Source organism: Nocardia aurantia, from assembly GCF_009604425.1.
Classification (GTDB): Bacteria; Actinomycetota; Actinomycetes; order Mycobacteriales; family Mycobacteriaceae; genus Nocardia; species Nocardia aurantia.
This window is the reverse complement of the sequence record NZ_WEGI01000007.1, coordinates 107592-130284: the sequence shown is the minus strand read 5'-3', so window position 1 is coordinate 130284 and position 22693 is coordinate 107592. Positions and strand designations below refer to the sequence as shown.

The window sequence follows — 22693 nt, the reverse complement described above, 5'->3', positions numbered from 1 at the left end:
GACTACACCTCCACGGATTTCCGTGCCATCCCGGCATTCTCGAACGCGCGCCGGATCTGCGCCTTGCCCTCCTCCGGCAGCAGGCCCTGCGGCGCGCGACTGTACGGATAGTCGCCCAGCGGCAGCCCGAGCACCCCGGCGGCGTAACGGAACGCCTCACCCCAGTGCGTGAAATAGCCGGGGCGGCCGGGATATCCGGTGTACCAGGGGCCGAGTTCGGCGGACAGCCGGTCGTATCCGGACGTCTCGGCGAATCGGACCGCCTCGTCGAGCGCGCCGGCCCAGACCAACCGCCAGTACTCGCTGCACAGCCGCTTCTCCGGCGTCTCCTGCAGATAACCGGCGGTGCCCAGCTGCGCCGGGCCGACGATCCCCTGCTGCAGCCAGCCCGCCCGGTAGGCGATCAGATCGCATTCCCAGATCACCAGGCCGGGAGCGAGATCGTGGATCGCGCGGCCGGCCGCGTAGTGCATGGTGCCCTGTTTGATCGCGCACACCGCCGGCACCGCACGGTAGATGTCGGCGATCTCCGGTGGGGTGAGCACATAGCCCGACGACGGCGAATTGAACATGCCCAGTGCGATATCCGTGCGGTCGGCGACGTAACGGAAGAACCGCAGGGTGCCCTCGCCGCCGTGCACCTCCATCGGCGGGGTCTGCAGATAGCAGATGTCCGCGCCGGATTCCTGCGCGTGCCGGGTGAGCTCGACGGCCTCCTTGGGCGACGTCGCACTGGTGCACACCTGGATCACCGTGTCCGGCGCGACCTTTCGCGCCTCGTCGACGGCGACCTCGACCAGTTGCTTGCGTTCGCCGGTGGTGAGCGCCCACCATTCGGCCAGGCCGCTGGTGAGCCACAACATGGCGTGGCCGAGATCGCCGACGCAGTACCGGACCAGCGCCCGGTACGCGTCGAAGTCGATGTCGTCGCCGTCGGTGCCGCTGAACGGCGTGTACAGCGAATCGCCGATGCCGTGCAGCCCGCCGCCGGCGGCCCACTCGCGCGCTTCCCGTGCAGATGGCATAACGAATCCTCCGGTGTCGGAACGGATACGGGGAGAACCGGATACGGCCACGATCCGAGGCGGCGCGATGCGGTCGCCGGCGGCGCTCATCCGGGGTAACGGGACGATACGGTTTCGTTTACTTTCGACCCCGGCGCGCCTAAAGTCAAGACCGTACAGCGGTCCGGAATGTTGTCCGGCGACCGACGAAAAGTCCTGTGCCACAAGCCTGTTCAATGCAAACGGGTGAATGCCGGGGCGGCGCTGCCCCGGCCGCGATCAGCGCGCGGTCACCTGTTCGCCGAGGAATCCGCCGGATTGACGCCGCCACAACTGCGCGTAGTTCCCCTCGCCGCGCAGCAGTTCCGCGTGGGTGCCCTGTTCGACGATGCGGCCGTGATCGAGCACCACCAGCCGGTCCATCCCCGCCACGGTGCTGAGCCGGTGCGCGACCACCAGTGCCGTGCGCCCGGCCATCACCCGCCACAACGCCCGCTGCACCAGCACCTCGCTCTCCGAGTCCAGCGCGCTGGTCGCCTCGTCGAGCAGCAGGATCGGCGCGTCCCGCAGGATGGCGCGGGCCAGCGCGACCCGTTGCCGTTGCCCGCCGGACAGTTTCACCCCGCGCTCACCGATCAGGGTGTCGATGCCCTGCGGCAGCTCGTCGGCGAATTCGAGGACATGCGCCGCTTCCGCCGCGGCCCGCACCTCGGCATCGGTGGCGCCCGGCCGCGCGAAGCGGATGTTCTCGGCGAGGGTGCGGTGGAACATCGACGGATCCTGTGGCACATAGGCGATCAGGCCGCGCAGGTCGGCCTGCCGCAGCCGCGCGATGTCCTGGCCGCCGACGGTGATCCGGCCGCCGCCGATGTCCGCGGTCCGCAACAGCAACTGCGTCAGCGTGGTCTTGCCGCCGCCGGAGCGGCCGACCAGACCCACCTTGGTGCCGTCGGCCACCCGCAGATCCAGTCCGGTGAACAGCGCCGGCGTGCCGGGGTGGGCGAAGTCCACCCGCTCGAACCGGATCTCGGTCCCGTTCGGCCGCAACGGTTCCGGATCGACCGGGTCCACCACCGACGGCGGGGTGAGCAACAGCTCGGTGAACTGCGCGGCCTCGGTCAGCGCGCTCTCCAGCCGCCGGTAGATCATGTTGAACCGGAACATGATCGAGGTGGCGTTCCAGTAGTAGGTGAACGCCACCAGCACCATCTCCACCCCCGCGTGCCGCTTGTGCGACGCGAGCGCGACCGCCAGCCCGGCGACATTGGTGATCGCGACCAGCGGCGTCACCAGCGTATCGATGCGCAGATTCGCATAATCCCAGGAGCGCAGCGCCTTTCGCCGCTGATCGGCCACCCGGCGGCGGTGCTCCGCCGCCTCCTGCTCCTCGGCGGCGAACGCGCGGACCACCGCCACGTTGGCCACGCAGTCGGCGACATGCCCCGACACCGCCGCCACCGCGGCCTCCCGCTCGTCGACCAGCCGCTGCCGGCGGCGGATCAACGGCGCGATCAGCACGCCCGTGAACAGGATCAGCCCCAGCAGCACGACCACCAGTGCCGGGTCGTAGCGCCACAGCATCACCGCCGCGAACGTCAGTGGCAGCACCGAGGCGACGAGATCGAACGACAACGTGTCGACGAACTCCTCGAACCGGGACGCGAAACTCAGCGACCGTTTCGTCAGCGATCCGGCGAAGTTGGTGTGGAAGAACGCCGCGTCCTTGGCCAGCAACGCGTCCATGGCGACGATGTACAGACTTTCGATGCCGTAGGCGTCCACCCGGTTCATGCAGTGAAAACCGATGCGCCACCACACTTCCGCGAGTAGCAGCAGCGCGCCGAAGGCGATCAGGTACGGCGCCAGTTCACCTGGCCCGGCCGGCCCGCCGGTGGCCAGCCGCTGCACCACCGCCGCGACCACCAGCGGCGCCGCGTACAGCTGACAGACGTTGCCCAGCGCCGGCGCCAGCAACGCCGGCACCGAATACCGTTTTCGGTGGGTCAGTTCTCTTCCGTAGTAACGTAATACGAGCATCAGGGCAGACCCCCGCGATGACATGGAACCCCTCTCGAAGCACGTGTGTTCGAGCACGTCGAGACAGTCATGGTGCCGGACCGGCACCGTCCACGCCACCGAATAATCGCTCGGTACAGGGGTTTTCGTCCCGTCCGGCCGGTTCGCGCCGGATCCGGGCGGGATATGCTTCCGCGGAGTTCCGGGTCAGGCCGGTTTGGTCGCCGTGACCAGCCGGGTGGGCAGGAACGGGCTGCCCCACCACATGCGCGCACCCAGACCGCGGCGGCGGGCATCGGCGAGCCCGAGTTCGCGCAGCCGATCCCGGTACTCGCGGGTGTGCAGCAGATCGCCGATCGCCAGCCGCCCGCCCGGCCGCAGCACCCGCACGGCCTCGTCGAGTGCGGCGCGCCGGTCCGCGGCGGCAGAGATGTTGTGCAGCACCAGATTACTGATCACCAGGTCGAAGCTCCCGTCCGGGAACGGCAGCCGCGTGATGTCACCGGTCTCCAAGTCGACCCGGTCGGCGACACCCTCGAGTTCCGCGTTGCGCAGCGTGGCCTCCGGCCCGTTGCCGGTCTGGTCGGCGCGCCACAAGTCGATGCCGACCGCCCGGCCCCGCGGGAGCGATCGTGCCGCCATCAGCAACAGCGCGCCGCGACCGCAGCCCAGGTCGAGCACGCGCTCGTCGCCGCGCAGTCCCAGCCCGCCGAGGATGTCCGCCCACACCCGGAACTTCCCGATCAGGGTCGTGTACAGATACGAGCCCACGAACAGCGCCCAGGCCACCGCGAGCACCGCGGTGATCACGGCGGCGACATACCACGCGGCCACCAGTGCCCAGACGGTCAGCCCGATCAGGATCAGCAGAATCGCCGAGACGATCGCGGCCTGCCCGCGCGCCGGGACGACGGCGAAGTCGCCGTCGACGCCGTAGTCGCCACGGCGGCGGTGCGGCCGCGTGACGGCGCCGCCGGTCGATGCGCTGTCGTCGTCCATGTGTGCCTCCCGCTGGTCCGTCATCTTCGCAGACATACCGGTAGCGTCGCCCGGTGTGCCACCGGGTGTCTTGGAGAAATGTTCCGCCGTGGCCGGATCGCGAATGTCGTTGGTGAATAACGCGGATCGGCCGGTAGACTGCGGGCGAGGGGAACTATGACCTATCGCGATCAGAACGACCACATCGGCCACGACGGCCGGATCGAGCGGCCGCGTGCCGCCGGAGCCGGCGATGTCGTCCCCGATGTCGAGCCGCCCACCGGGCGGGAGACGGATCCGCCCACGGGCGGATCCGCGGATCCTGCCGCCGGTGCGCCACCGGAGCAGGCGGCCGTACCCGCGTCGGAGGCCGAGCCGGGCGGTACGTCCGAGCCGGGGGTCGACGCGGCGGCCGAGCCCGATGCGGTGGCCCTCGATGCGGTGGCCGGAGCCGGGGAGGCCGCCGAAGCCGGGGAGGCCGCCAAAGCTGAGCCGGAAGCCAAGGGCGACAAGGAATCTCGTTCCGGCTCGGCCCGCAAGCGGGTGCGCAACGAGCGGGTGTGGGGCGAGCTCGAGCAGTTGCACGAGAAGGGCGAGGCCGTCCGCGGCACCGTCACCGAGGTGGTCAAGGGTGGCCTGATCGTGGACGTCGGCCTTCGGGGTTTCCTGCCGGCGTCACTGGTGGAGATGCGGCGGGTGCGCGATCTGCAGCCCTATGTGGGCCGCGAGATCGACGCCAAGGTCATCGAGCTCGACAAGGCGCGCAACAACGTGGTGCTGTCGCGCCGGGCCTGGCTGGAGCAGAACCGTACCTCGGTGCGCGGCGAATTCCTCCAGCAGTTGCAGAAGGGCCAGGTCCGTAAGGGCGTGGTGTCCTCGATCGTGAATTTCGGCGCATTCGTCGATCTGGGCGGGCTCGACGGACTGGTGAACGTCGCGGAGCTGTCCTGGACCCATATCGAGCACCCGTCCGAGGTGGTCCAGGTGGGCATGGAGGTCACCGTCGAGGTGCTCGACGTCGACCTGGTGCGGGAACGGGTGTCGTTGTCGCTGAAAGCCACTCAGGAAGATCCGTGGCGGCGGTTCGCCCGCACCCACGCGATCGGGCAGATCGTGCCCGGCAAGGTCACCAAGCTGGTGCCCTTCGGCGCGTTCGTCCGCGTCGACGACGGGTTCGAGGGCCTGGTGCACATCTCCGAACTGGCCGGGCATCGCATCGAGGTCCCGGATCAGGTGGTGGCGGTCGGCGACGACGCGGTGGTGAAGGTCATCGACATCGACCTGGACCGGCGGCGGATCTCCCTGTCGGTGCGGCAGGCCAACGAGGACTACTACGCGGAATTCGACCCGTTCCGGTACGGCATGGCCGACAGCTACGACGAGCAGGGCAACTACATCTTCCCCGAAGGCTTCGATCCCGACACCAACGAATGGCTGGAAGGGTACGAGGAGCAGCGCGACGAATGGGAGTCCCGCTACGCGGAGGCGGAACGGCGCTACCAGTTGCACACCGCCCAGGTCGAGAAGCTGTCCTGAACGGTATCCGCCGGGGCGGGTTCGCCCCGCCGGGTCACACCGGTGCGCCGGAGGCAGTGTTCAGATCCTCCGGCCGGCGCACCGGTGTGACCGGCGGAGACAATTCACGGAACTGCCGCCGGATTCGGCGCTGATAGCGGACGGCGAGTACGGCCCACGCCGCGATGGCGGCAACAGCGGGCACGGCGGCGATCGAGATCAGAAATGTGAGCATTCTCGCAGAGGGTCAGGCGGCGTCGGCGCCGGCGGCCTTTCCGGACATGACCTCGGCCCACCAGTCCTGCAACGGGCTGGGATCCGGCCAGGTCACCACCACGTCGTCCTCGGACGGGGCATTCACGATCGCGGGAAGCGATGCGGCGGTGCGTGTTTCGGTGTTCACGGATTGGTCCTCTCGCTGTGGTGCCGATCGTTACAGTCGCGAGATTCCCGAAATCCGGCCGATCAAACCCGGTCGGCCGCCGTCGCTGCCGCGCCGGAGCCGTCGGTTGCGGCCGCGCTGTTGAGATAACTACGCGGCGCGGTGCCATTGACGGCGTGGTCACCGATCAGCGTCGCCTTGTAGATCCGCGGATTGTGCGAGGAGACCGTGCGTGCGTTGCGCCAATGCCGGTCCAGCGCCGGACCGGCCTTCACCGCACCGGCACTGCCCGCGTCGAACAGCTGCCACAGCGCCGCGCCGGCCAGTTCGGTGTTGGTCACCTGGGCCGCCGCCGAGTCCAGCAGGATGCGCCGCGCGGCCGCGGCCGATGGCTCGGCGAGGAACCGATCCAGGGATTCGGCCAGCGCGGCGACGGTCGCGTGCGCGGTGAAGGCCTTGCTGTGCACCTCGCCGACCACCTGCAGCACCTGCGGATCGGCCGTCGGATCGGGGGTCGGCGCGAGCGGATAGGAGCGGCCCCGGCCGCGAACCAGGGTCGCCAGCTCGTCGGCGGCCGCGCGCACGATGCCCGCCTGGGTGGCGGAGTGGACGAACTGGTAGAACGCCTCCATGTAGTCGTTGGCCAGCGGATCGCGATGCCGCAACAAGAATTCCGGGTCCACCCGAACCCGGTCGAAGACGGCGGTACCGCTGGCGGTCAGGCGCTGGCCGAAGCCGTCCCAGTCGTCCACGATGCTGATGCCGGGCCGTTCCCGCGGCACGATCGCCGAGACGAATTCGCCGCCGTCGCGCACCAGCACATTGAGCCAGTCCGCGTACAGGCTGCCGGTCGTGTAGTACTTCCGGCCGGTCAGCACGTAGTGATCGCCGTCGCGACGCAGGCTCGTGTTCAGCGCCGACAGATTGGAGGTGTTGAGTTCCGCCCCGGCGGGCCCGAAGAACGCGCCGGCCGCCGCCGCGCGCAGCAGCGTCTCCCGGGCCGGTCCCGGCGGTGCGAAACGCAGGATCTCGACCAGGCCGAGATGGCCGCGGAAGATCTGCGCCAGATTGGAGTCGCCGGCCGCGATCTCGACGAGCACCTCGGCCAATACCCGGATCGGCGCGCCGGAACCACCGAACTCCGCCGGGATCCGCAGTGCCCCGGCCCCGGCATCGAGCAGTTCCCGCAGTTGTGCGGTGGGCAGGATGTGCTCGGCGTCGCGGCGCGCCGCCTCGCCGGACAGGCTCCGGGCGACGGCGGAGATCGCCGTCAGCCGGCCGGGCAGGACATCGTCGACGACGGTCATCGGCACACCTCTTCGATCGCGTGACTACCACGGCGGATACCGGGCTCCTCGCGAAATTGTTACCGGGCCAAGGGCTTTGCCGTAAGGAATATGTTCACGATGGTCGTAAGGGTGGGTCCGGACGAGGCTGCGGCGCACGATGTGTGGCGGACAGGGGGTCACGGAGCCCCACCCCACCCACACTGCGAAGGACGTCATGCGCGGGTCGGATGTCGTTGCTCTCGAATCACCGTTGTTCCGCTTCTCCGACGAGGTCCGGGAGGCGCTCGCCCGAGGCCGGCCGGTGGTCGCGCTGGAATCGAACGTGGTCGCCCACGGCTTCCGGGCGCCGGACAATCTCACGGTCGCCCTGGCGGTGGAGGCCGCGGTCCGGGCCGCCGGCGCGGTGCCCGCCACCATCGCGATCGCCGGCGGCAGATTCGTAGTCGGTTGCGGCACCGAGGAATTGGAGCTGCTCAGCGCCGCGGGCGGGGCCGCCGCGAAGGTCGGCGGCCGCGATCTCGCGGTCGCGCTGGCCCGCGGCGAGCTGGGCGCCACCTCGATCTCGGCGACCATGGCCATCGCCGACCGGGCAGGCATCGCCACGGTGGCCTCGGCCGGTCTCGGCGGCGTGCACCGCGGCGCGGCGACCAGCTTCGACATCTCCGCCGACCTCACCGCCCTCACCCGCACCCGGCTGATCGTGGTGTGCGCCGGGGTGAAGAAGATCCTCGACGCCGGGCTGACCCTGGAATATCTGGAGACCCAGGGCACCCCGGTGATCGGCTACCGGCATCTGCCGTTCCCGGCGTTCTACTGTCGCGACAGTGGATTCCGTACCCAGGTGGCCCTGGACGACCCACGGGAGATCGCCGAAGTGGCCCGGCTGCACCTGGAATTCGGCGGGACCGGCTCGGTACTGGTCACCCACCCGATCCCGGTCACCGACGCGCTCGACGGCGACCGGATCGAGGAGGCGATCCGGCAGGCGCTGGATCACGCTGCGGCGGAACGGATCACCGGCCCGGCGGTCACCACGTTCGTGCTGCGCGCCGTCGACGCGGCCACCGGCGGTGACGCCTCCGCCGCGAACCGGGCGGTGCTGATCAGCACCGCCACGGCCGCCGCCGAGATCGAATCCGCCCGCGCCGCCCTGGTCGGAGGAGTCGTCGATGCCCGTTGAGCCCGAAACCGGTTCCTCCGCAATCCTGTTCGATCTGGACGGCACCCTGCTCGACACCCCGAACGCCATCGCCGAACACTTCGCGGCCGCGGCCGAGACGGTGACCGGCGCGCATCCCGGCGTCGAGGCGGCGCGCCGTCTGGTCGGCAGGCCGCTGCCCGAGATGGCGGCCGCGTTGTCCGGATCGGATCCGGATTCCGCTGTCGCGCAGGCGGTCTCGGAGGAATATCTGTCGAGGTACCGGGAGCTGATCGTGCCGAAGGCGGCCGACCTGCTGTTCCCCGGGGTGCTGGACGGGCTGGCCCGGCTGGCCGCCGCCGGCCTCGCGCTGGCGGTGGTGACCAGCAAGAAACACAGCAGCGCCGAACTGATCCTGGACGCCGCGGGCCTGCGCGCCGGTTTCGGCGCCGTCGTCGGCGCCGACGACGTGACCCACCCCAAACCCCACCGCGACAGCGCCGACCTGGCGCTCGCCCGGCTCGGGCTGCCCGCCGCCGGACCCGCGGGCGCGGTGGTCGGCGACACCGCCGCCGATATCGAATTGGCGACCGGGCTGGGCATTTTCAGCGTCGGCGTCACCTACGGGGTGTTCACGGCGAACCAGATCGCCGCCGCCGCACCCGATCACATCGCGCCCACCTTCGACGACGTCGTCCGAATCCTGTTGCTCCGACACCGAAAGTGACTCCGGCCATGACCGCATGGACCCGTCCGGACACCGGACCGATCGAGCTCGACCACTACCTCGGCACCAACGTGTTCGTGCTGCCCGCCGAACCCGGACTGATCGCACTGCACACCCAGGCGCGCGACGCCGCGGCCGGACAGGAACGGTTCGTGCGGGCCACCGGCCGCATCATCCGGCTGCTGTTGGAGGCCGCGCTGTCACGTCTGCGACACCGGCCCCGGGCCGTCACCACCCCCACCGGATTCGTCTTCGACGGCGTGGAGCCGATCGAGCCCACCTTGTACGCGGTCACGATCCCGCGCGCCGGGGACGCCCTGGAGAGCGGCCTGCGCGAGATCCGTCCCGACGCCCGGCTCGGCAAGATCCTGATCCAGCGTGATCCGGTCACCAAACAACCGTCGCTGCTGTACCGCAAACTACCGCCGGGCATCGCGGGCCACGAGGTCCTGCTGCTGGATCCGACCATCGCCACCGGCGGCACCCTGCTGACCGCGATCAACGAACTGGTCGCCGCCGGCGTGGAGGAGTCGCAGATCCTGGTGGTCAACGTGCTGACCTGCCCGGAGGCGCTGGCGACGGTGCTGTCCCGGCGGCCGGACCTGCGGATCGTCACCTCGCACATCGACCGCACCCTGACCGATCAGGCGTTCATGCAGCCGGGGATCGGGGATTTCGGCGACCGCTATCACGGCACGGTCGTGACTGCCTGAGGAGAAGCGTGCACACGGACACTCTCGTCGATCTGCTCGCCGGGCACGTCGCCGCGACCCCGGACGCGGTGGCGTGCGCCGACGATCGGCACACCCTCACCTATCGCGAACTCGCGGCCCGCTCCGCCGCCGCGGCCACCGTGCTGCGCACCGCCGGAGTGGCACCCGGCGACACCGTCGGTGTGCTGCTGCGGCCGTCGGTGCAGCTGGTCGTCGCGGTGTGGGCGGTCCTGCGCGCCGGCGCCGCGTATCTGCCGCTGGCGGTGGATTATCCGGCCGAACGGCTCGCTGCCATGGTCGCCGACGCCGGCGCCGCGATCGTCGCGACCGACGCCGGCACCGACGACAAAGCCCGGCACAGTCTCCCCGGGTCCGCGCGGCCGCTGCGCCTGGACGACCGCCCCGCGGGCGACGTGCACGCCGTCGGAGACGATGTCGACGACGGCGTCACCACGCGCAGGCACCGGGCCGCGACCGCCCCGAGCGGCGGCGGCCGTCCGCTGCCTCCGGCCGACCGTGCCGCCGCCGAACTGCCGCAGCATGTTTCGCCGCATCCGGCGGCGCCCGCCTACACGATCTACACCTCCGGCACCACCGGGACGCCCAAGGGTGTGGTGATCCCGCATCGGGCGATCGCTCATCAGATGCGCTGGCTGCGCACCGAACTGGGTCTCGGGCCGGGCGCGCGGATCCTGTTGAAGTCTCCGGCGAGTTTCGATGCCGCGCAATGGGAGCTGCTCGCCAACGCGGTCGGCGCGACGGTCGTGGCCGCCCCGGCGGGCACCCACGCCCGGCCGGAAGCGATTCTGGCGCAGGTACTCCGGCACGACATCACAGTCTTGCAGTGCGTACCCACGGTGTGGGCGGAACTGGCGGCGCTGCCGGCGCTGGCCTCGGCCCGCTCGCTGCGGACGATCGCCAGCGGCGGCGAGGCCTTGCCGGCGACGGTGGCGCGCCGGTTGCGGTCCGTGCTGCCGGGCGTGCGCAAGGTGAACCTCTACGGTCCCACCGAAGCGACCATCAACGCGACCTGGTTCGACTTCACCGACGCGGATCTCGATGCGGACGCGGTGGTTCCGATCGGCGGCCCGGTGCCCGGCTGCCGGCTGCTCGTGGTCGACGAGTCCGGTGCCCGGGCGCGGGAGGGCGAATTGCTCATCGGCGGTGTGCAATTGGCGATCGGGTATCACGAGCGCCCCGAGACGACCGCGCGGCGGTTCGTCCGGCGCGGAGCCGAACGCTGGTATCGCACCGGCGATCTGGTGCGATACGGGGCCGGTGGAGCACTGGAGTTCCGCGGCCGCACCGACGACCAGGTCAAGGTCGACGGTCACCGCATCGAGACCGGCGAAGTCCGGTTCCGGCTCGAATCGCACCGCTGGGTGCGGTCGGCGGCGGTGGTGCCCTGGGTGACCGCGCGCGGCGCGACCCGGCTGGCCGGATTCGTCGAACTCGACCCGGAGCAGGCGCCACTGATGGACGAGGGTGCGGCCGCTCGCCACCATCGATCCAAGTCGACCCGCACGCAGGTGACCGCGCAACTGTCGGATCTGGGCGTACGCGAGGTCGGTTCGGCGCCGGAGACCGTGCTGGCGGGCGCGGACCCGACCACGGCACAGCGGCGACGAGTGTTCGCCCGCAAGACCTATCGCCGCTTCGGCAGCGCGCCGGTACCGCCGTCGGAGATCGAGGCGGTGCTGCACCGCTGGCGTGACCGGCGGCCGGGTTCGGCCGGACCCTCGGCGCCCGCGCTGCCGGACGCGGCGCAGCTGGGCCGCCTGCTGCGCTGGTTCGGCCCCTTCCACAGCCCGGATCGGTTGCTGCCCAAGTATTCCTACGCTTCACCCGGTGCGCTCAACGCTACTCAGATCTATGTCGAGATCGCCGGTGTGGCGGGCATCGCGGACGGCATCCACTATTTCCATCCGGCGCGGCACGCGCTGTATCGGGTCGCCGGCACCGGGCGCCCCGGTATCCGGCTGCACCTGGTCGGCCTGCCGCGGGTGATCGAATCGGTGTACGCCACCAACGTGCGCGAGGTGCTGCAGTTCGAGGCAGGGCATCTGCTGGGCGTGCTGGACGAGGTGGCCGCCGAATCCGGATGGTGGGTGAATTTCGAAGCGGCGGTACCGATTCCCGGTGTCACGGAGGGGATCGTCACCGCGTCGGCGCGGCTGTGCGGTGTGCCGCGGCCGGAATTCGAGCCGCCGGTGACGGCCTGGGTGCAGGTGCACGGCGAACAAGTCCCCGCGCGGCCCGGCCTGCACCGATTCACCGGCACTGGATTGAGTTTCGTGACCGATCAGAAGATCGAACGGCGGCACGTGGTCGCGATCAATCAGCGCAGCTACGACGATTCGGCGTTCGCGGTAGTGCTCACCACCGGCCCGGAGGCCGGCTGGGACGGTTTCACCGCACTCGGCCGGGCATTGGCGCATCTGCAGCAGCTGGGCACCCGGGCCGGCCTGGGCTTCATGTCCGCGGGCTACGCGTCGTCCACCGGCCGGGACCTGCCGTCCGCGCGGCGGTTCGACGACATTCTGGGCCTGCGATCGCTGAGCTATTTCGCGCTGGCCGGGCCGGTGACCGGCGCGCAGTTGACCGCGACCGGCATGGACGAGGACGCGGTGCACATGCGCGGGCCGGAGGAACTGCTCGCCGACGACCTGCGCGCGGTGCTGCCGGCCTACATGGTGCCCGCGACCATCCACCTGATCGACCGGATTCCGTTGTCGCGCAACGGGAAGCAGGATCGCGCCGCACTGTCGGCGCTGGCGGCGGAACTGGCCGGCGCAGAACGACGCGCCGATCCCCCGGCCTCGGCCCGGGAACAGGACGTGGCCCGGGTGTGGGGTGAGGTGCTCGGCTACGAGCCGGTCTACCGTGACGACGACTTCTTCGCTCAGGGCGGCAATTCGATGTCGGCGCTGCGACTGATCCGGACGCTGTCCGAGCAACTGGGCGTGCCGGTGCCGGTGCGCACACTGTTCCGGCACAGCACCCTCGCCGAACTGGCCGCTGCCACCAGCGCACCGCAGTCCGGCGCCGGTCGGACCGGCCGGCTGCAACCGCTGGCCGGAACCGGGACCGCCGGCGCGACCGTGCTGTGGCCGGGGCTCGGCGGCTATCCGATGAGCCTGCGCGCTCTCGCCCGCGAACTGGCCCAGGACGGCCACACCGTCCACGGCATGCAGGCGCGCGGCCTCGAGCCCGGCGAAGCCCCGCACGACGACCTCGCGGCCTTGATCGCCGACGACGTCGCCGAGGTGCGACGGCTGCTTCCGTCGGGTCCGTTGCGCCTGGTCGGCTACTCCTTCGGCGCCAGGATCGCGGCGGAGGTCGCCACCCGGCTGCGGGCCGCCGGGCGGCCGGTCACCGCCCTGGTCCTGATCGCACCCGGTTCGCCGGTGCTGCCCGGCCTGCCCGACGACGGCGAAGTGGATTACGTCGCAGGGTATTTCAAGCGGGTACTGGCCTCGGTCTTCGGCGGCGGCATCGATCCGCCGTTCGCGGCCGAGCTCGACACGGCAGTCCGCACGCGGGAACAGTTCGTGGATCTGATCGTGGACCGCGTGCCGGGTTTCGCGCGGGAGACGGTGGAACGCATCGTGGCGATCGTCGAGCGCACCTACCGATTCCGCGCCGAGCCCAGCGGGGCCGATCCGGAACTGCTGGACCACAGCGTATTCCTGCGGGCGCGCGGCGACGGCCCGAGCTTCGCGGACATCCCGGTGCCGCCGTTGCGGGAGCGTGCCCGGCCGGTCGGCAATCTGCCGTACCACCACTACGAGATCGTGACCGCCGGTGCGCTGGACATCGCCGCCGCGGTCCTGGAGCACAGCATGAGTCAGGAGTTGGTGCCGCATGCCGCACGTTGAGATCTCCCACTTCCCGGCCGAATTGACCGACACCGACCGGCAGCGGCTGGAACAGGACATCGTCGCGGCCGTGACCCGGGCCTTCGGCGTCCCGGTGGGCGCGGTGTCCATCGGCTTGGACCCGGTCGATCCGGCGGACTGGCCGGCCCGGGTGTACCGGCCGTTGATCAGCGAGCGGGCCGGCGGCGCGCCGCTGCGCTCGCCGGACTACTGATGGTCACCCGCCCGGCCCACCCGGCCGCCCGCCCCGCCCTGGTGATCGCGGTCGCGGCCGCCGCCCTGAACCTGCGACCCGGCGTCACCTCGGTGGGACCGATCCTCGGCGACCTCACCGCCCACTACCACGCCGGCACCCGCGCCGCGGGGCTGGTGACCGCGGCCCCGGTGTTCGCCTTCGCACTCACCAGCCTGCTCGCACCGCGACTGCTGGCACGGAATTCGTTGCGCGCCGGTCTGTTCGGAGCCTTGGCCCTGACCGGCCTGAGCCTGGCGATCCGGCCGTGGGGCGACCTCACCCTGTTCGTCGCCGGAACCTTCACCGCCGCAATCGGGATCGGGCTCCTGGCGGTGCTGCTGCCGGTGGTCGCCCGCGGCGGTGACCATACCCGGCTTCTGATCGGCACCTTCACCACCGCGCTACAAGCGGGCGCCACACTGGGATTCGTGACGGTGGTGCCCTCGGCGCACCTACTCGGCGGGTGGCGCGGCGCCCTCGCGGTGTGGTCACTGCTCGCCGTGGTGGCGATCGCCGCCCTGTGGCGATCGCCACTAGGATCCGATCCGATGATCGACGGCCCCGCGGTGCGTGGAGCCGGGGCGGTACACCCGCCGGAGGCAGTTCCCGCCGCCGAGAGGACGGCCGAGATCGGGGCGGTGCGAGGCCTGAGGTCGATGCTCGGACCGGAACCCGAGAGCGGGGCCCGGGTGGCAGGCGAGCCGGGGCGCGGCGCTGTGGTGGCAGGCGGGTCCGAGCGCGGGGCCGGGGTGGCAGGCGGGTCCGAGCGCGGGGCCGGGGTGGCAGGCGGGTCCGAGCACGGGGCCGGGGTGACGGGCCGAGCCGAGACGGAGGCCGGGTCCGCGGCGAAATCGGTGGTGCGCTGGGTGAATCCGCTGACGGTGTTGCGCCGGACCGGAACCGTGCCGCTGGCGGTGTTCTTCGGATTGCAGGCGCTGGTGGCGTTCGTGGTGATCGGGTGGCTGCCGTCGGTGCTCGAGGCCGCCGGGGTGGGGCCCGCGGCGGCGGGCGGTTACCTGGGAGTGCTCACCTGCGTGGCGGTGCCGATCAGCTTCCTGGCGCCGCCGTTGGTGGCCGCCTCCGCGCGACCCGGGCGCTGGCTGGCCGGATTCAGTCTGGCCACCGTCGCCGGGATCTCGGGCTTCCTGTTCGGTCCGGCGGCCGCGCCGTTGCTGTGGTCGGTGGTGCTCGGAGCCGGGCTGTCGGTGTTCTCACTGGCGCTGACCGTGATCACCGTGCGCGGCGCCGAGATCGGCCGGCCACTCGAATTATCCAGTGCGGTCCAGGGTTTCGGCTATCTGATCGCCGCCGCCGGGCCGTGGGCCGTAGGCCTGATCCGCCGGCTCGCCGAGGGGTGGGCCGTACCGCTGGGCGTACTGCTGGCGATCGCCGTACTGCAGACCCTGGTGGCGCTCACGGCCGGACGCTCCGAAAGCGCCGCACCCCGGCATCATTCGACGATCGACACTCCCACGGAGAGGCGGTGACCATGTCGGCCGAGACCCTCGCCGCCGTCGCGGACCTGCTCGACGACCGTAGCCATCACATCGAATTCAACGGGCATCTCACCAATCACGTCAAACACGCGGTGATCGCCCTGGCCGCGCTCGGCGCGCCGGAATCGCTGATCCGCGACTACCACAAGAACTACGCGCAGCTGACCGCCTACGGGTATCCGCTGGAACCCGCGCGGCCGCCGGCTCGGTCGATCGACGCCGGCAGCTGGCGCGAATTCCTCGGGCAGCGAGTACATTTCGCCGCGTACACCGCGTTCTTCGACACCGAGGTCGCCCGGCTCGGCATCGCCGGGGCCGTGCTCGAGTACGCGCCGGAACTGCTGCGGGGCTGGATCGGCGCGTTCACCCACGCCACGATCCACCTCGGCTGGGCGGTGTGGGCCGATCATCCCGGCATGACCGCCGAGGCGCTCGCCTACCTCGCCTTCTCCTTCGTTCCCGTGGCGGACGAGACCCGGCGGGGCGCCGATACCGCTGCGGGACCGTGGGATTCGCTGCTCGCGCTGGCCACCGCGCATGCCGGTGACGAAGACTTCCGTACCGCGGTGCGGACGATCATCGGCGACACGGACACGGTCACCGGACTGCACCCGGAGCTCGGGCGCTCCGGGTTGCAGGCCCGGGTGGCCGCCGTGGCGCGCAGCGGTCTGCCGCAACTCGCCGGCACCGGCCGGTGGGCCGCCGGACTCGATCCCGGCGTCCGCCGTGCCGCGGTGCGGCGGGCGGTGACCCGGCTGTATCTGGCCGAACCCGGCGATTTCGTGGTGCTGCACCTGATCACCTCCCTGTTCGCGCTGGAGGAGCTGGCTCGCGTCCTCGCCGACGAATCGGCCACGGCCCGGCTGTACGACCTGTACTGGGCGGGGTTGCGGGTGATCGTCGCCGCCGAGCGGAAGATCCCGGCGCCGGAGAAGCTGCGCGCCCTCGCGGACCTCTACGAGACCCCGGGCGGTGACCGGACCGACCACGCCACAGCGGAATTCGAGTTCGCCGCGCGCCGGTCCTGGCTCGAGGACGAGGAGCACAACCCGAAGCTGGTCTTCGTGCTGCGGCAGTGGTGGAACGAGCAGGACTGGAACGCCTACCGGCACGCCGCCGCCCAGTTCACCCGGACCCCGGACCTGCCACCGAGTTTCGCCGAGCCACCCACCGAATGAGCTGCCGTACAGCAGCTTCCACCACCAGAGAACAGGAAATCCGGTGACCGAGGTCATCTCGAACGCGCTGCAACAGCAGCTGGACAAACGGTACGGCCCGGCCGGGCCACGCGCCGGAACGGCGGGCAACCCGACCCTCGAGGTGCTGTTACGGCACCGCACCGTACGCCGCTTCCTGCCCGGCACGATCGGCGAGGACGAACTACAGCTGATCCTCGCCGCGGGCCAGTCGGCCTCGACCTCGGCGGGCTTCCAGTTCACCAGCGTCGTCGTGATCGACGACCCCGCGGCCCGTGCGCGGCTCGCCGAGCTGGCCGGCGGCCAGCGGCTGGTGACCGACGCCGCCGTATTCCTGGTGTGGGTGGCCGACTGGTCGCGCAACATCGCCCTCGCCCGCGCGCACGGGCACAGCATCGAGGCCACCGAATACCTCGACAGCACCATCTCGAGCATCGTGGACGTCACGCTGTCGGCGCAGAACGCCGCTGTCGCCGCCGAATCCCTCGGCTACGGCATCACTTTCGTCGGCGCGCTGCGCAACAACATCGACGCCGTGATCGAGCTGCTGCGGCTGCCGCAGTGGACCTTCCCGGTGTACGGACTGGCCATCGGCATCCCCGATCCCGATGATCCGGCCGACGTCAAACCGCGCTACGGGCAGAACGTGGTCGTGCACCGCAACACCTACACCCCACCCGCCGACGCCGATGTGACCGACTACCTCGAGCGCATCAACGCCTACTACCGCGAGCAGGAACTGCCGGAGGACTGGGTGCTGAACCGGCTGGCGAACCGGATCTCGACCAAGGAGAGCCTGCACGGACGGCAGGGCATCCGTAACACCTTCCACCGCCAGGGTTTCGAGCTCAGGTAAGACCGCAGGAGAACACCGATGACGCGAATCCGATCGATCCCCCGCACCGCCGCCGGGGTCGTCGCGGCACTGCTCGTGGCCGCGCTCGCCGGCTGCGGTGGCGGCGACGCCACCGCGAACAGCGCCGAGATCGTCTACATCACCGACGCCCCGATCGGGCAGAACCAGTTCCTGCAATTGGGCAGGACCGGTACCGAGGAGGCCGCGAAGACGCTGGGCACCGCCGCCCGTACCTACGAGAGCACCGACGAACAGTCGCGGCGCTCCAATCTCGAGGCGGCCGTCGCCCGCCGGCCCGCCGCGATCGTACTCATCACCTACGAATTCAACGACCTGGTCACCGAATTCGCCGACAAGTACCCGGATCAACAGTTCGCCCTGGTGGATTCGTGCCCGAAGCACATCCCCGCCAACCTGCGCTGCGGAACGTTCGCGGAATACGAACCCTCCTATCTGCTGGGCGTCGAGGCCGGACTGCTCGGCCGCAGCGGGCACGTCGGCACCGTCGCCGCCCGCGATTCCGCCTTCTTCCACCGCTGGTCGGACGCCTTCGCCCAGGGCGCGCGCAGCGTGAACCCGCAGCTGACCGACACCCAGCTGTTCGTCGGCGGCGACAACGCCGTCGGTGACCCGGCCCGCTCGAAGGAGTTGGCGCTCACCGCGATCCAGTCCGGGGTCGATCAGGTCTACGGCGTCACCGGTGGCGGCAACGGCGGCGTGTTCGAGGCCGCCGCGCAGAACCACGTGCTCGCCTACGGCGTGGACGTGAACCAGTGCCCGCAGGCGCCCGGGGTGATCGTGGACAACGCGATCAAACGGGTCGACAAGGTCGTGCTGGACCTGCTGACCGCGATCCACCAGGGCGCCCCCGGCGGCACCTCGACGGTCTTCGGACTGGCCCAGGACGGCTCCACCGTCACCAGCCTCGGCCCCGACGCCGCCGCCAGCGGCTGTGCGGTGCTCCAACATCCCGAGGTGCTGGCCCGCGTCCGGCAGGTCCGCGACGACATCGTCGCCGGCCGGATCACCATCCCGCATGCGACCAACTGAGCCGGAACACGCATGCGCACACTGACTCTGGAGGCGATCACCAAACGATTCGGCCCGGTGCTCGCGAACGACGCGATCTCCCTGACCGTCCACGCGGGCACCGTGCTCGGCCTCATCGGCGAGAACGGCGCCGGCAAGTCGACCCTGGTGTCGATCCTGTACGGGGTGCACCGGCCGGACTCGGGGCGCCTGCTCATCGACGGCCGCGAGGTGGTGTTCCGGTCCCCCGGCGCGGCCATCGCGCACGGAATGGGCATGGTGTTCCAGCACTTTCAGCTGTTCGCCGACATGACGGTGCTGGAGAACGTGGTGTACGGTGCCGAACCGGGTCGCTGGGGCCTGCTGGACCGGCGCGGCGCCGAACGCCGGGTGGCCGCGCTGGCCGCCGAGTACGGGCTCGACGTGCCGCTGACCGAGATCGTCGCCGACCTACCGGTCGGCGTGCTGCAACGGGTGGAGATCCTCAAGGCGCTGTACCGCCGCGCCGAGGTGCTGATCCTCGACGAACCCACCGGTGTCCTGACCCCGCCCGAGGCCCGTGCGCTGTTCCGGGTGCTGCGCCGCCTGGCCGACCAGGGCCATGCCGTACTGCTCATCACCCACAAACTCGACGAGATCATCGCCGTCGCGGACGAGGTGGTCGTGCTGCGCGACGGCCGCCGGGTCTTCGACGCCCGCGTCGCGGCCACCACGACCACCGAACTCGCCCGCCACCTGGTCGGCCGCGACCTCGACCTGCGCCCCCGGCGCGCGACCCGCCCGCCCGGCGACCCGGTCCTGGTCGTCGATCGCGTCAGCACCCCGGGCACCGGCCGCTCCGCCCTGTCGGAGGTGTCGGTGACCGTACGCTCCGGTGAGATCGTCGCGGTCGCCGGGGTGGCCGGGAACGGCCAGGAGACGCTGGCCGCCGTCGTGGCCGGGCATCGCCTCCCGGCCACCGGCACCGTGACCCTGGCCGGAACCGACGTCACCACTCGCGGCAACGACCGCCGCCGCGCCGCCGGGCTCGCGCACATCCCGGAGGACCGCAACGGTGCGGGCGTCGCCGCCGCCGCGAGCGCGATCGTGAACCTGGCGGCCGGCTTCCACCGCGGCCCGCCGCTGGGTCGCCGGGGCCGGCTGAGCCCGCGCGCGATGCGGGCCCACGCGCGAGAACTCATCGCCCGCTTCGGAATCCGGGTCGCCGACCCCGCGGCGCCGGTCCAGGGCCTGTCCGGCGGCAATGTCCAGAAGCTGGTGGTGGCCCGCGAACTCGCCCACCGGTCCCCATTCCTGCTCGCCGAACAACCCACGCGCGGTATCGATCTGGGCGCGATCGAATTCGTCTACCGTCAACTGGACGAGTTCCGTGCCGCCGGCGGAGCGGTCCTGCTGATCTCCAGCGAACTGACCGAACTCCTCGCCCTCGGTGACCGCGTCGTGGTCCTGGCCGACGGCCGCATCGCCGGCGAATTCGACTCCGCCGGCGCGGATCCCGAAATCATCGGCGCCCTCATGGCCGGCGGGGCGGATTCCGCCACCGCCGACACCCGGGAGGGCACGGCCGGTTCCGGAACCGTCGGTGCCCGTACGGCCGACAGTGCGGATGCCCGAACTGCCGGCAGCATCCTGGCCGGCGGCGCGCATCCCCGAACAGCCGGTACCCGCGCGGCAGGTAGTGGCGACCACGGATTCATCGGTACCCGTGATGCCGGTGTGGCCGCTCCCGAGACCGTCGCCGACCGCGCGCCCGGTGGTGTGGAGCGCGGAACCTCCGGTGCCGGTGCCGGTGCCGGTGCGGCCGGCGTGGCCGGTGCCGGAGCCGCCGGGGTGCGCGTGGCCGGCGGCGCGGATCCGGAAACCGAGGCGGCGAACAGCCCCGGTTCCGCCGTGACACCGGAGTCGGTATGAGCACGGCGCCGCGCCGGCTGCGTGGGTTCGCCGGATCACGGGAGACCGTGGTGGAGCGAGCGGTGGCGGTCGTGCTGACCGCGCTGGTGACCGCCGCCCTGTTCGCCGTCGCCGGGCACGATCCGATCGCGGTGTACCGCAGCATGTTCCAGGGCGCGTTCGTCGGTGCCGGCCTGGTGACGACGGTGCAGCAGAGCGTCGTGGTGGTCGGGCTCGGCCTGGGCCTGTCGTTCGCGTTCCGGGCCGGTCAGTTCAACCTGGGCACCGCGGGGCAGTTCGTCGGTGGCGGGGCGGCCGGCGCCGTGGTGGCGTTGTACTGTCCGGGGCCCGGGTGGGCGGTGGTGCCGCTGGCGCTGGCCGCGGCGTCGCTGACCGGCGCGCTGCTGGCCCTGATCCCGGCGGTCCTGTTCACGGCGCTGTCCGCACCGGTGTTCGCGACCTCGTTGCTGCTGAACTATCCGGTGCTGTCGCTCACCTCGTATCTGGTGACCACGTGGTTGAAGGATCCGGCCTCCGATCGCGAAGCAACCCGGCCGATCCCGGTCGGCCACCGCATTCCGGTTCTCGCACCGCCACATTCGATCCCGGGGCGGTTCCTGGAGTCGGTGTTCGGCCGTCACCACGTGTTCACCCTGCTCGGCGCGGGACTCAACTGGTCGATACTGCTCGTCGCCGTGCTGCTGGTGGTGGTGCTGCTGGTCGAGTCCCGCACCGCGCTCGGCTTCGAAACCGGCCTGATCGGGCTGAACGCGCGGATGGCCACCGCGGTCGGCATCGACACCGGCCGCGCGATCCGGCTCGCCCTCGCCGGTGCCGGCGCGATCGCCGGCGTGATCGGCGCACTTGTGGTGCTCGGCGCGCACTACCGGCTCATCGACGGCGCGCTCGACGGCACCGGCTACCCGATCACGGCGCTGCTCGTCGTGATGCTGGCTCGCGAGAATCCGATCGCGGTGGTCGTGGTCGGTTTCCTGTTCACCGCGATCGGCGTCGGCGGACAAGAGGTGGAACGCGACTACAACCTGTCCTCGTATGTGTCGACGGTGATCCAGGCTCTGGTGGTCTTCCTGGTGTCGATGCGGCTGACATTCCGATTCGGCAGGTACGCAACGAGATTCAGGGCTCGCCGGGGAGCGGGATCCGCGGCCGGCGCATCGGCGCATCCGGCGTCCGGACCCGCGGTGGATCCGGTGTCCGGGGTGTCGGCCCGCCCGGAATCCGAGCTCGCGGCCGTCCCCGCACTCGGGTCCGCGATTCGCGCGGTGCCCGATTCGGTGACGTCGCCGTCGGCCGATTCACGTTCCGGCGCAACAGATCAGCTCGCCTCGGAGCGCCGGCGTCCGCCCGGCCGCGGGACCTCGGCGGCGGACGACGGGGAGGTACGGCCGTGACCGGTCTGGATCTGATTGTCTCCCCGGCGATTCTGGGTGCCGTGGTGCGCAGTGTCGTCCCCTTGATCCTGCTCGGGCTGGGCGGGTTGATCTGTCAGCGGGCCGGGGTGTTCAACGTCGCCCTGGAGGGGCTCATGCTCACCGGGTGCTTCACGGCGGTCGCGGCGAGCGCGTGGTCCGGCAGCGCGGCGATCGGTGTGTTCGCCGCGGCCGCGGGTGGGATGGCGGTCGCCTTCGTCCTCGCGGCCGGATCATTGTGGCGCCGTGGCGATCCGCTCGTTCTCGGCACCGCGCTGAACATCGTGGTGGCGGGACTGACCACATTCCTGTTGCAGGCGCTGTTCCACGTGCGAGGCACCTTCCAGCGGCCCGATCTTGCCCGGCTGCCGCACTGGTTCGCCGATGTTCCGCTGCCCTGGATCGGACCGGCCGTCGCGGCGCTGAGTCCGCTGGGCTGTCTGGCCCTGATCGCGATTCCCGCGGTGCACGTCTTCCTGCATCACACCGTGCCGGGGATGCGGTTGCGTGGGGTCGGTACCGATGCGCAGGCCGCGGCCTCGCTGGGGGTGCGCCCGGACCGGTACCGATTCGCGGCGCTACTGGCGGCCGGGCTGTTCGGCGGGCTGGCCGGCGCCGAACTCTCGCTGGGGTCGGTGGCGCTGTTCACCGAGAACATGTCGGCCGGACGCGGCTGGGTCATCGTGCTCGTGCTGCTGCTCGGCAACGGCAGACTGCGCGCGCTGTTGTTCGCGCTCGTCGTCTACGCCTACGCACAGGCGGTCGGGTTCCGGTTGCAGACCGTCGGTCTGCCGATGCAATTGTCCGATGCCGCACCGTATCTGGCGACACTCGCGGTGCTGGTGTGGGCCGGGGTCCGCGCCCGGCGCGCCGCGCGCCGGGCCCGGACGCTGCCTGGCCGGCCCATCCCCGTCTCGTGAG

The 22693-nt window shown here is 71.0% G+C and carries 19 protein-coding genes; 13 read left to right on the top strand and 6 right to left on the bottom strand.

Annotated features, from left to right (window positions below; genetic code table 11):
• Window positions 1-2: 2 nt before the first annotated feature.
• From NRB56_RS17040 to NRB56_RS17030, 3 genes are all read right to left on the bottom strand, one after another.
• The gene (locus NRB56_RS17040) at window positions 3-1025 is read right to left on the bottom strand and encodes a dihydrodipicolinate synthase family protein (protein ID WP_153343348.1); all 1023 of its coding nucleotides are present in this window, start codon (window positions 1023-1025) and stop codon (window positions 3-5) included.
• Window positions 1026-1283: 258 nt separating this feature from the next.
• Window positions 1284-3041, bottom strand: coding sequence for an ABC transporter ATP-binding protein (locus tag NRB56_RS17035; protein ID WP_153343346.1), 1758 nt, complete (start codon window positions 3039-3041; stop codon window positions 1284-1286).
• Window positions 3042-3227: 186 nt separating this feature from the next.
• On the bottom strand, window positions 3228-4019 hold the full coding sequence (locus NRB56_RS17030; protein ID WP_153343755.1) for a class I SAM-dependent methyltransferase: 792 nt from the start codon (window positions 4017-4019) through the stop codon (window positions 3228-3230).
• A gap of 156 nt (window positions 4020-4175) precedes the next feature.
• On the opposite strand from NRB56_RS17030, the gene NRB56_RS17025 reads away from it, so the two are divergent.
• Window positions 4176-5534 carry a S1 RNA-binding domain-containing protein gene (locus NRB56_RS17025; RefSeq protein ID WP_153343343.1) on the top strand — a complete coding sequence of 453 codons (1359 nt, stop codon included), beginning with the start codon at window positions 4176-4178 and terminating at the stop codon, window positions 5532-5534.
• Between the two features lie 34 nt (window positions 5535-5568).
• On the opposite strand, the gene NRB56_RS17020 is transcribed toward NRB56_RS17025, so the two are convergent.
• The 3 genes from NRB56_RS17020 to NRB56_RS17010 all read right to left on the bottom strand — a co-directional run bounded on the left by NRB56_RS17020 (window position 5569) and on the right by NRB56_RS17010 (window position 7202).
• Window positions 5569-5748 carry a hypothetical protein gene (locus tag NRB56_RS17020; RefSeq protein WP_153343340.1) on the bottom strand — a complete coding sequence of 60 codons (180 nt, stop codon included), beginning with the start codon at window positions 5746-5748 and terminating at the stop codon, window positions 5569-5571.
• A gap of 12 nt (window positions 5749-5760) precedes the next feature.
• Window positions 5761-5916 carry a hypothetical protein gene (locus tag NRB56_RS17015; protein ID WP_153343337.1) on the bottom strand — a complete coding sequence of 52 codons (156 nt, stop codon included), beginning with the start codon at window positions 5914-5916 and terminating at the stop codon, window positions 5761-5763.
• Between the two features lie 62 nt (window positions 5917-5978).
• Complete coding sequence (locus NRB56_RS17010; RefSeq protein WP_153343334.1) at window positions 5979-7202, bottom strand: acyl-CoA dehydrogenase family protein; 1224 nt, start codon at window positions 7200-7202, stop codon at window positions 5979-5981.
• 196 nt (window positions 7203-7398) lie between these two features.
• Here NRB56_RS17010 and NRB56_RS17005 point away from each other — a divergent pair, with 196 nt between their 5' ends.
• Genes NRB56_RS17005 through NRB56_RS16950 form a run of 12 tightly spaced genes read left to right on the top strand, consistent with a single transcriptional unit; the run spans window position 7399 to window position 22692 of the window.
• Complete coding sequence (locus NRB56_RS17005; RefSeq protein ID WP_153343331.1) at window positions 7399-8364, top strand: pseudouridine-5'-phosphate glycosidase; 966 nt, start codon at window positions 7399-7401, stop codon at window positions 8362-8364.
• Entirely contained in the window at window positions 8354-9049 is a 696-nt protein-coding gene (locus NRB56_RS17000; RefSeq protein ID WP_153343328.1) for an HAD family hydrolase, read from the top strand. The genes NRB56_RS17005 and NRB56_RS17000 overlap by 11 nt, the downstream gene beginning before the upstream one ends.
• A gap of 8 nt (window positions 9050-9057) precedes the next feature.
• Window positions 9058-9762: a uracil phosphoribosyltransferase gene (gene upp / locus NRB56_RS16995; protein ID WP_153343326.1), complete on the top strand. Its 705-nt coding sequence runs from the start codon at window positions 9058-9060 to the stop codon at window positions 9760-9762.
• 8 nt (window positions 9763-9770) lie between these two features.
• Window positions 9771-13640: an amino acid adenylation domain-containing protein gene (locus tag NRB56_RS16990; protein WP_153343324.1), complete on the top strand. Its 3870-nt coding sequence runs from the start codon at window positions 9771-9773 to the stop codon at window positions 13638-13640.
• Window positions 13627-13854: a tautomerase family protein gene (locus tag NRB56_RS16985; RefSeq protein ID WP_153343322.1), complete on the top strand. Its 228-nt coding sequence runs from the start codon at window positions 13627-13629 to the stop codon at window positions 13852-13854. Before NRB56_RS16990 ends, NRB56_RS16985 begins: the two co-directional genes overlap by 14 nt.
• A complete protein-coding gene (locus NRB56_RS16980; RefSeq protein ID WP_153343320.1) occupies window positions 13854-15362 on the top strand; it encodes an MFS transporter in 1509 nt (502 codons plus the stop codon). Before NRB56_RS16985 ends, NRB56_RS16980 begins: the two co-directional genes overlap by 1 nt.
• Window positions 15363-15364: 2 nt before the next feature.
• Window positions 15365-16549: a questin oxidase family protein gene (locus tag NRB56_RS16975; protein ID WP_227837916.1), complete on the top strand. Its 1185-nt coding sequence runs from the start codon at window positions 15365-15367 to the stop codon at window positions 16547-16549.
• A gap of 43 nt (window positions 16550-16592) precedes the next feature.
• Entirely contained in the window at window positions 16593-17423 is an 831-nt protein-coding gene (locus tag NRB56_RS16970; protein WP_194290892.1) for a nitroreductase family protein, read from the top strand.
• A gap of 18 nt (window positions 17424-17441) precedes the next feature.
• Window positions 17442-18473 carry a BMP family ABC transporter substrate-binding protein gene (locus NRB56_RS16965; RefSeq protein ID WP_153343314.1) on the top strand — a complete coding sequence of 344 codons (1032 nt, stop codon included), beginning with the start codon at window positions 17442-17444 and terminating at the stop codon, window positions 18471-18473.
• Between the two features lie 12 nt (window positions 18474-18485).
• Complete coding sequence (locus NRB56_RS16960) at window positions 18486-20363, top strand: ABC transporter ATP-binding protein (protein WP_153343312.1); 1878 nt, start codon at window positions 18486-18488, stop codon at window positions 20361-20363.
• Window positions 20360-21754, top strand: coding sequence for an ABC transporter permease (locus tag NRB56_RS16955; protein ID WP_153343310.1), 1395 nt, complete (start codon window positions 20360-20362; stop codon window positions 21752-21754). Before NRB56_RS16960 ends, NRB56_RS16955 begins: the two co-directional genes overlap by 4 nt.
• Window positions 21751-22692, top strand: coding sequence for an ABC transporter permease (locus tag NRB56_RS16950; protein WP_153343308.1), 942 nt, complete (start codon window positions 21751-21753; stop codon window positions 22690-22692). Before NRB56_RS16955 ends, NRB56_RS16950 begins: the two co-directional genes overlap by 4 nt.
• Window position 22693: the final 1 nt, after the last annotated feature.